This window comes from Kitasatospora sp. NPDC036755 (genome assembly GCF_040636595.1).
Lineage (GTDB): Bacteria > Actinomycetota > Actinomycetes > Streptomycetales > Streptomycetaceae > Kitasatospora.
In genome coordinates this window covers 1-7,461 of sequence record NZ_JBEZUT010000387.1, presented here as the reverse complement: position 1 = coordinate 7,461, position 7,461 = coordinate 1, and the positions used below count along the sequence as shown (strand labels likewise).

The 7,461-nt window shown below is 74.2% G+C and carries 9 protein-coding genes; 4 read left to right on the top strand and 5 right to left on the bottom strand.

All coding sequences use genetic code 11. The annotated features are described in order from the left end of the window. Together AB0E96_RS35900 and AB0E96_RS35895 are read right to left on the bottom strand one after the other, a co-directional pair. The coding region (locus tag AB0E96_RS35900) for a SpoIIE family protein phosphatase (RefSeq protein ID WP_359830134.1) at positions 1-1,729 on the bottom strand (1,729 nt) is incomplete at its 3' end. A 211-nt stretch (positions 1,730-1,940) separates the two neighbouring features. Beyond that, on the bottom strand, positions 1,941-2,852 hold the full coding sequence (locus AB0E96_RS35895; RefSeq protein WP_359830132.1) for a S41 family peptidase: 912 nt from the start codon (positions 2,850-2,852) through the stop codon (positions 1,941-1,943). A 58-nt stretch (positions 2,853-2,910) separates the two neighbouring features. Here AB0E96_RS35895 and AB0E96_RS35890 point away from each other — a divergent pair, with 58 nt between their 5' ends. After that, positions 2,911-3,417, top strand: coding sequence for a winged helix-turn-helix domain-containing protein (locus tag AB0E96_RS35890; protein ID WP_359830130.1), 507 nt, complete (start codon positions 2,911-2,913; stop codon positions 3,415-3,417). A gap of 93 nt (positions 3,418-3,510) precedes the next feature. Here AB0E96_RS35890 and arsB read toward each other — a convergent pair whose 3' ends face one another. Both arsB and AB0E96_RS35880 read right to left on the bottom strand, forming a co-directional pair. Further along, complete coding sequence (gene arsB / locus AB0E96_RS35885; protein ID WP_359830128.1) at positions 3,511-4,617, bottom strand: ACR3 family arsenite efflux transporter; 1,107 nt, start codon at positions 4,615-4,617, stop codon at positions 3,511-3,513. Continuing rightward, positions 4,617-4,922 (bottom strand): metalloregulator ArsR/SmtB family transcription factor, encoded by a 306-nt coding sequence (locus AB0E96_RS35880; RefSeq protein ID WP_359830126.1) that lies wholly within the window; start codon positions 4,920-4,922, stop codon positions 4,617-4,619. Before AB0E96_RS35880 ends, arsB begins: the two co-directional genes overlap by 1 nt. Before the next feature lie 101 nt (positions 4,923-5,023). Between AB0E96_RS35880 and AB0E96_RS35875 the strand changes: the two genes are divergently transcribed. Then, on the top strand, positions 5,024-5,458 hold the full coding sequence (locus AB0E96_RS35875) for an arsenate reductase ArsC (RefSeq protein WP_359830124.1): 435 nt from the start codon (positions 5,024-5,026) through the stop codon (positions 5,456-5,458). A gap of 86 nt (positions 5,459-5,544) precedes the next feature. Here the strand turns inward: AB0E96_RS35875 and AB0E96_RS35870 are convergent, their stop codons facing one another. After that, positions 5,545-6,372, bottom strand: a complete 828-nt coding sequence (locus AB0E96_RS35870) for a 2OG-Fe dioxygenase family protein (protein WP_359830122.1) — start codon at positions 6,370-6,372, stop codon at positions 5,545-5,547. 225 nt (positions 6,373-6,597) lie between these two features. Here AB0E96_RS35870 and AB0E96_RS35865 point away from each other — a divergent pair, with 225 nt between their 5' ends. Then, positions 6,598-7,254, top strand: a complete 657-nt coding sequence (locus tag AB0E96_RS35865) for a HemK2/MTQ2 family protein methyltransferase (protein WP_359830120.1) — start codon at positions 6,598-6,600, stop codon at positions 7,252-7,254. Further along, the coding region (locus AB0E96_RS35860) for a CDGSH iron-sulfur domain-containing protein (protein WP_359830118.1) at positions 7,238-7,461 on the top strand (224 nt) is incomplete at its 3' end. The genes AB0E96_RS35865 and AB0E96_RS35860, both read left to right, overlap by 17 nt.

The following is a 7,461-nucleotide window of genomic DNA, read 5'->3' as shown; positions in this document are numbered from 1 at the left end:
GGCCCGGCAGACCGACGGCGAGTCGGTGCGGATCGCGAAGGACGTGCTCTGCGGAGGTGCGGACGACAAGGAGGCGCAGGGCCAGGAGGGCGACGTCGTCGTCGTTGTCCGGCGGCCGGACCCGTTCGAGGAGCCGCTCGCAGAACGCTTCGAGCCGGTGGTGGGCGAGGGCTGCCGCATGGCGGCGGAGCCGGTCGAGGCCGGGGTCGACGCCGTGGGCGCGGGATTCGATGAGGCCGTCGGTGTAGAGCAGCAGGGTCGAGCCCGGCGGAAGGTGCGCGGTGGCGTTCCCGCGGGCTGCCTCGGCACCGGTGCCCAGGAGCAGGCTGTGCGGTGCGTGGAGGTACTCGGCGCGGCCGTCGTGGGTGACGACCAGGGGCGGGGGGTGGCCGGCGTTGGTCCACGTCCAGGTCCGGCCGGACTCCGGGTGCGGGCCCAGGCGCCCCAGGACGAGGGTGGCCATCAGCCGGTCGGTGACACGGCCCAGGGCGTGGTCGAGCTGGTCGACCACGCCGCTGGGCGGGCCCTGGTGGGACCAGGCGAGGGCGCGGAGCATGTTGCGCAGCTGGGCCATGCCCGCGGCGGCCTCCAGGTCGTGGCCCACGACGTCGCCGACGACCAGGACGGTGGCGTCGCCGGGAAGGGTGAAGACGTCGTACCAGTCGCCGCCGACCTGGGAGGCGTCCGGCGCGGACAGGTAGGCGGCGTGCAGTTCGACCCCGGGCAGGTCGGGGAGGTGGGGCAGCAGGTGGCGCTGCATCGTCTCGGCGACCCGCCGCTGGCGCTGGTACAGGCGCGAGTTGGAGATCGCCACGCCGGCCCGGCGGGTGATGTCCTCCAGCAGCGACAGGTCGCGGGTGGCGAAGCGCACCCGGCCCTCGCCGCGTCCCAGCGTGAGCGCGCCGAGGACCTCCTTGGCGCCGCGGACGGGGGCGATGGCCGCCGAGCGCATGCCGGTGGCGGCGAACAGTTCGTGCTGGACGACGGCGATGCCGGAGTCCGGTCGGCCCTGGTAGACCTGCGGACCGGCCAGGGAGGCGGCGGTGCCGCGCAGGGCGCGCGAGAGCGGCATCGGGGACTGCGGTGACACCGCGGGTATCGGCCCTTCCAGCTCCGGATGCCGGACCGGGCGGCCGTCCCGGTGCTCGACCACGCGGGTGCGCCGGATGTCGCCGGTGTCGTCGATGAGGTCGATCACCATCCAGTCGGCCAGGCGCGGCAGCACCAGGCCCGCCAGCCGGTCGACCATCTCCTCCTCGTTCATCGTCGACGTCAACGAGGTGGTGGTCTCGGCGAGCAGGGCGAGCCGTTCGAGTTCGGACAGCTGCCCGGGTGCGTCGGCGGCCGTGTCGGCCGGGCGGGGATGGAACAGCACCAGGGTCGCCTGGCCGCCGGCCGTCCGGTAGGGGGTGGCGGTCCACCGCACCGGCAGCAGCACGCCGTCACCGCGCGCGAACCACGTGCTCGCGCCGCTGCACGCGGCACGGGACAGCACGGCGTCCATGAGCGGGCACTGCGCCCGCGGGAGAACACTGCCGTCCGGGCCGCGGTGCAGCAGCTCGTGGTGGTCACGGCCGAGCACGTCCGCGCGCGCCGTCCCCAGCAGCGCGAGGGCCCGATCGTTGACCGCGACGATCAGGCCGCTGTCCTCGACCACGTACGCGCCCAGGTCGCCGACGTCCGGTGCCGAACCCGACGGCGCGACCGGCACCGGCTCCTGCCCTCGCATGAGACGCACCCTTCGCCCATCGGTCGGAGAGGTTGAGATCGGAGAGGTCGGTTGGAAAGTGACACCAGTAGATCACGCGGCCGCGGCACCCGGGAGTGCGAACGCGGAAGCCCTCCCCGTCCGCGTTGGCACCTGCCGGGCGGCCGCCCCCGGGCCCGGCTCCCCCGCCGGCTGCCCCGTCGGCCCCCTGCCGCACCGCGCCGTCGCGCTCTCAGGCCAGGCGCGCCGCGGCCAGGGCGAGCGCGCGGTCGAGCGCCGATTCGGCGTCGCACGGCACGTCGGGCCGCACCCCGGTGCCCTCCCAGTTGGTGCCCGAGACCGGGTTGACCGCACGGGCGATGGGCACGCTCAGCTCCAGGTGCGGGTGCACCGTCCAGCCCTCGCGCGGGTGCGCACCGCCCCGGGTGGCCTCCCCGACGACCTCGGCGCGCCCGAGCTGCTGGAGGTCGTAGGCGAGTTCCTCGCCCCCGGAGAAGGTGTCCGCGCTCGTGAGCACGTAGATCGGCTTGCTGCCGCCGAAGCGGGCACCGGGGACGAACGGGGGCGTCCAGGACTGCGCGCCCACTTCGTTCTTCCGCGAGACCATGGTGTTCAGGTGGGTGCGCCCGTCGAGCAGGTAGGCGCAGACGAAGGCGACCGTGTTCGGGTCTCCACCGGTGTTGCGGCGCAGGTCCAGGATGAGGGCGCGGGCGGGGGCCACCAGCGAGAGTGCCGCGGTCAGCGGCCGCGCCGCCCAGTCCAGCGGGAACAGCTTGGGTGCGATCTCCAGGACCGCGACGCCGTGGTCGAGGAGTTCCACCCGGGGAACGCCGTTCAGGAAGGTGTCGAACTCCCGCCGCACCGCGGCGAGTACCGCCGCGCCCGGCTCCGGCGGCACCGGCACGGCGTGGTGCTTGAGGCCCAGGTGCAGGTCGCCGTTGACGGATCTCAGGTCCGCGGTGACCGCTTCGGCCAACTCCTGGGCGGATTCGGTCCGGTAGGATCCCTCGGCGCTCCGAAGCCGCAGCAGGTCCGCCAGTTGACCGGCGATGTCGGGGAAGACGTAGTTCTCGCGGACCAGGTCGGCGATCGACTCGACGACGGCGACGGTGTCCAGCGCGGACGGCGATGTGGTGGAGGTCATGGAGAGGCAGTAGACCAGCCACTTGCCAAAGCGTCAATCACACTTAACGCTTGATCAGATGAATCACCGACCGGGCGAGACCGTCCAGCCGATCAGCGAACCGCGGCAACACGCCGCGCTCGCCCACCCCCTGCGCCAACGCCTGCTCTTCGCCCTGAGCAGCCGTCCGTCGACGATCAGCCGGCTCGCCGCGCAGCTCGGGGTCAACAAGGGCAGCGTCTCGCACCACCTCAGGGTGCTCTGCGAGGCGGGGCTGGTCCAGGACGCGGGAACGCGACGGGTGCGCGGCGGCACCGAGAAGTACTACCGGCGGACCGCCGAACGCTTCTTCGTCGCCGAGCCGCAGGCCGAGGGCACGGCCGCGCTACTCGGCGCCGTCGCCCAGGAGTTGGACCGCTCCCCCGGCAACCCCCTCCTGACCCTGCGGCACCTGCGGCTCGGCCCGGCCAAGGCGGCGCGGCTCGCCGAGGCACTGGCCGCACTGGCCGACGACACCGAGGAGGACCCGGAGGGCGAGCCGGTGCACGGCCTCCTGGTGACGCTCTACCGGCAGGCCGGGACGTAGCGACCGCCGTCCCCGCTCGACGGCCGGACCGCCGGGGCCCGGCGGGCACACGACGGTCGCGTGCCTGCCGGGCCCCGGCGGTCACAGGGGCGGTCAGTTCGCCGGGGCGAACCTCTTGCGCCGGGCGAGCGAGACGTGGACCAGGGCGATCAGCACCGGCACCTCGATCAGCGGGCCGACGACGCCGGACAGGGCCTGGCCGGAGGTGACGCCGAAGGTGGCGATCGCGACCGCGATGGCGAGTTCGAAGTTGTTGCCGGCCGCGGTGAAGGCGAGGGTCGCGGTGCGGTCGTAGCCGAGGCCGAGAGCCTTGCCGAGGGCGAAGGTGCCGAACCACATGACCGCGAAGTAGGCCAGCAGCGGCAGCGCGATGCGGGCGACGTCCAGCGGCTGAGAGGTGATGGTCCTCCCCTGGAGGGCGAAGAGGACCACGATGGTGAACAGCAGTCCGTACAGGGCCCAGGGGCCGATCCCGGGCAGGAACTTCCGCTCGTAGCGTTCGCGGCCGAGCTTCTTCTCGCCCAGGCGGCGGGTGAGGAAGCCGGCCAGCAGCGGGACGCCGAGGAAGACGACGACGTTGAGGGCGATCTTCCACATGGAGACGTCGAGGTGCCGGCCGCCGCCGAGGCCCAGCCAGCCTGGGAGCAGGTCGAGGTAGAACCAGCCCAGCACCCCGAACATCACGACCTGGAAGACGCTGTTGAGCGCCACGAGGACGGCGGCCGCCTCGCGGTCGCCGCAGGCCAGGTCGTTCCAGATGATCACCATGGCGATGCAGCGGGCCAGGCCGACGACGATCAGGCCGGTGCGGTACTCCGGCAGGTCGGACAGGAAGATCCAGGCGAGGGCGAACATCACCGCCGGGCCGACGAGCCAGTTGATCACCAGCGAGGAGACCATCAGCTTCCGGTCGCCGGTGACGGTGTCCAGCCGGTCGTAGCGGACCTTCGCGAGCACCGGGTACATCATGACCAGCAGGCCGAGCGCGATCGGCAGCGAGATCCCGCCGATCTCGACCTCGGCGAGGGCGTCGTTCAGGCCGGGGACGAGGCGGCCCAGGCCCAGGCCCACGGCCATCGCGGCGAGGATCCACAGGGCCAGGTAGCGGTCGAGGAAGGAGAGCCGGCCGGCGACCGTCGCCGCCCCGGGTCCGGGGGCCGGAGCCGGCGGGGCCGACGGGGTGGGCCGGGTGCGGGCCATCAGCAGGACCGCTTCGTGCCGGCGTTGGCGCGGGCGGTGGAGGCGAGGTCGGCGAACTGCCCCGACAGGGACTCCAGCACCTCCGGGCGGAGCCGGTAGTACGTGAACCGGCCGCACGGCTCGGTGTCCACCACCCCGGCCTCCCGCAGCACCTTGAGGTGGTTGGAGAGGTTGGTCTGGCGGGCGCCGGTCTCCTCCACCAGGTGCGTGGTGCACAGGGTCTCGCGGGCCAGCAGGGTCACGATCCGGAGCCTGAGCGGGTCGGACAGCACTCGCAACAGTTCAGTGTCGACTGACATCACCATGGACTGATACTTTCACATCAGCCGGGGCTGACACCAGCGGGGACTGATCCGTCACGCCGTCGCCGCGGACGCCCGACCCCGATACGAAGGACCGCTCCCCCATGACCTCCGCCGCGCCGCTCGCCTCCGTGCTGTTCGTCTGCGTCCACAACGCCGGCCGCTCCCAGATGGCGGCCGGCTTCCTCGCCCACCTCGCCGGGGACCGCGTCGAGGTCCGCTCCGCCGGCTCCGCCCCCGGCCACGAGGTCAACCCGGCCGCCGTCGCCGCGATGGCCGAGGTCGGCATCGACATCTCCGGCCGGAAGCCGAAGGCGCTCACCGACGAGGCCGTCCGGTCCTCCGACTACGTCATCACCATGGGCTGCGGCGACGCCTGCCCGTACTTCCCCGGCAAGGAATACCTCGACTGGCAGCTGGACGACCCGGCCGGCCAGGGCGTCGAGGCGGTCCGCCCGATCCGCGACGCCGTCAAGGCCCTGGTCGAGCGGCTCGTCGCGGAGATCGACGCCAGGGCCGCCGACGGACCGCAGGGCTGACCGCACGAGCGGAACCGACGCACCGGGCACGGCGGCCCAAGGGACGGACCGAGAGGGTGGGCCGCTCCCCGGCGCGGCCCGCCGGACTACAGCCCGGGGGTGTAGGGGGCGATGCCGACGATCAGGATGTCGCGCCGGCCGTCCCCGCCGGCGGCGCCCAGGCGGACCGGGCCGACGTAGTGGCTGACCCGGCGGTCGTGCACGCCGTAGCCGTCCAGCGGCTCGGTCAGCACGAAGCGGGCGTGGATGTCCTCGGGCGGCAGCGCGTCGGGGCACCGCCCGGCGCTCCCGGGGGTCGCGATGACGTTCTCACCGCCCTCGACGTTCCGGCGGCCGACGAGGTGGGCGAAGGTGAAGGTGGCCGGTGAACCGCCGTCCTGGTGCAGACAGTCGGGTGAGGAGACCGCGACCTCGTCGCGCCCGTGCACACCGAGCGCGATCAGGTGGATGCCGACGTACACCGGGACCCGGTGGAGGTCCTCCAGCCACAGCGCGTGGCCGAGATCGGCGCGGATCAGGGCGTCGAGCAGCCGGTTGCCGCGCAGCGCGGGCGGGATGTCCGGCAGCCGGCGGCGCACCCGGGGGTACTCCGGATTGTGCTCGTCCTGCCAGTACTCGGTGACGGTGCCGAACTCCTCGTCGGGCGCGCCGGGGACATAGGACAGCTCGCCGGTCCACGGCAGGTGGACGGCGTGCGAGTAGCGGCGGAACCGGTGGGTCGCCCGCGCGTACGGATCCGCGGGCAGGTCCTGGTACGCCGCGGCGAGCTCGGCGAGGTCCTCGGCCATCGCGTCGACGTCGATGCCCAGGTCGGCGGCGCCCAGCCGGGCCCAGCCCTCCCGGCGCACCCGCACCGTCCCGTCGTCCGGCGGCGCTCCGGCCACCCGGCCGAGCGTGCTCGCGGTGTCGTCCATCGGCTGCTCCCTGCCTTCCCGGTCGGCCCGGTCGGGGCGCCGGGCGTCCCCGCCCGTGCCCCTCCACGCTGGCACGTCCCGGGCGGCCGCACCGCCGGAGCGTCCCCCGTGCGGAGGAGCGCGGGGTCCGCAGCCGGGGCGGGTGCCGGCGTCCGTGGCCGACCGGATCCGGCACAGGGCCGGTGCGACAGGTGTGAACGGCGCGGGGCCGGGCAGCCGCGCGGCATGCTGCTGATTCGACCGCCCGGGGTGTACTCGCCCCAGGGCGACACGGAACTGCTGGCCGACTGTGTGCGCCGGGAGGCACTGGACGGCTCCAGCCGGGTGCTCGACCTGTGCACCGGCACCGGGGCCGTGGCGCTCGCCGCCGCGCGCAGCGGGGCACTGGTCACGGCGGTCGACCTGTCCGGCCGGGCGGTGGCCGCCGCCTGGTGCAACACCCGTCTGCACCGCGGCCGGGTCCGGCTGTGCCGGGGCGACCTGCTGTCCCCGATCCCCGGCGAGCGGTTCGACCTGGTGACCGCCAACCCGCCGTACGTCCCCACCGGCCCCGGTCGGGTGGCTCCCGGCCGGGGCGCGGCCCTGGCCTGGGACGCCGGGCCGGACGGCCGGCTGGTCCTGGACCGGATCTGCCGGACCGTCCCGCGGGTCCTGACCGGGGGCGGTGTACTGCTGGTCGTGCAGTCCGCGCTCGCGGACGTCGAGGCGACCCTGGCACTGCTGCGGTCCGCCGCGCTGCGCACCTCGGTGGTGGCCCGGCGGCGCCAGCCCTTCGGGCCGGTGATGACGGCCCGGGCCGGGTTGTTCGAACGGCTCGGGATGATCGGGCCGGGTGAGCGCGAGGAGGAACTGGTGGTGGTGCGGGGTGTCCGTGAACGGTGACCGGCCCGCCACCCGGGTGACCGTCGTCCCGGGCGGCCCGCTGCTGGTCGAGGGTCCGGTGGAGGTGGTCCTCCCGGACGGCGGGCGGCGGCTCTCCGAGCGCCCGGTGGTGGCCCTGTGCACGTGCCGGCGCAGCCGCGTCTACCCGTTCTGCGACGCCAGCCACCGCCGCCGCGGTCGGGTCCGCCGGGCGCCGGCCCGCGGGAC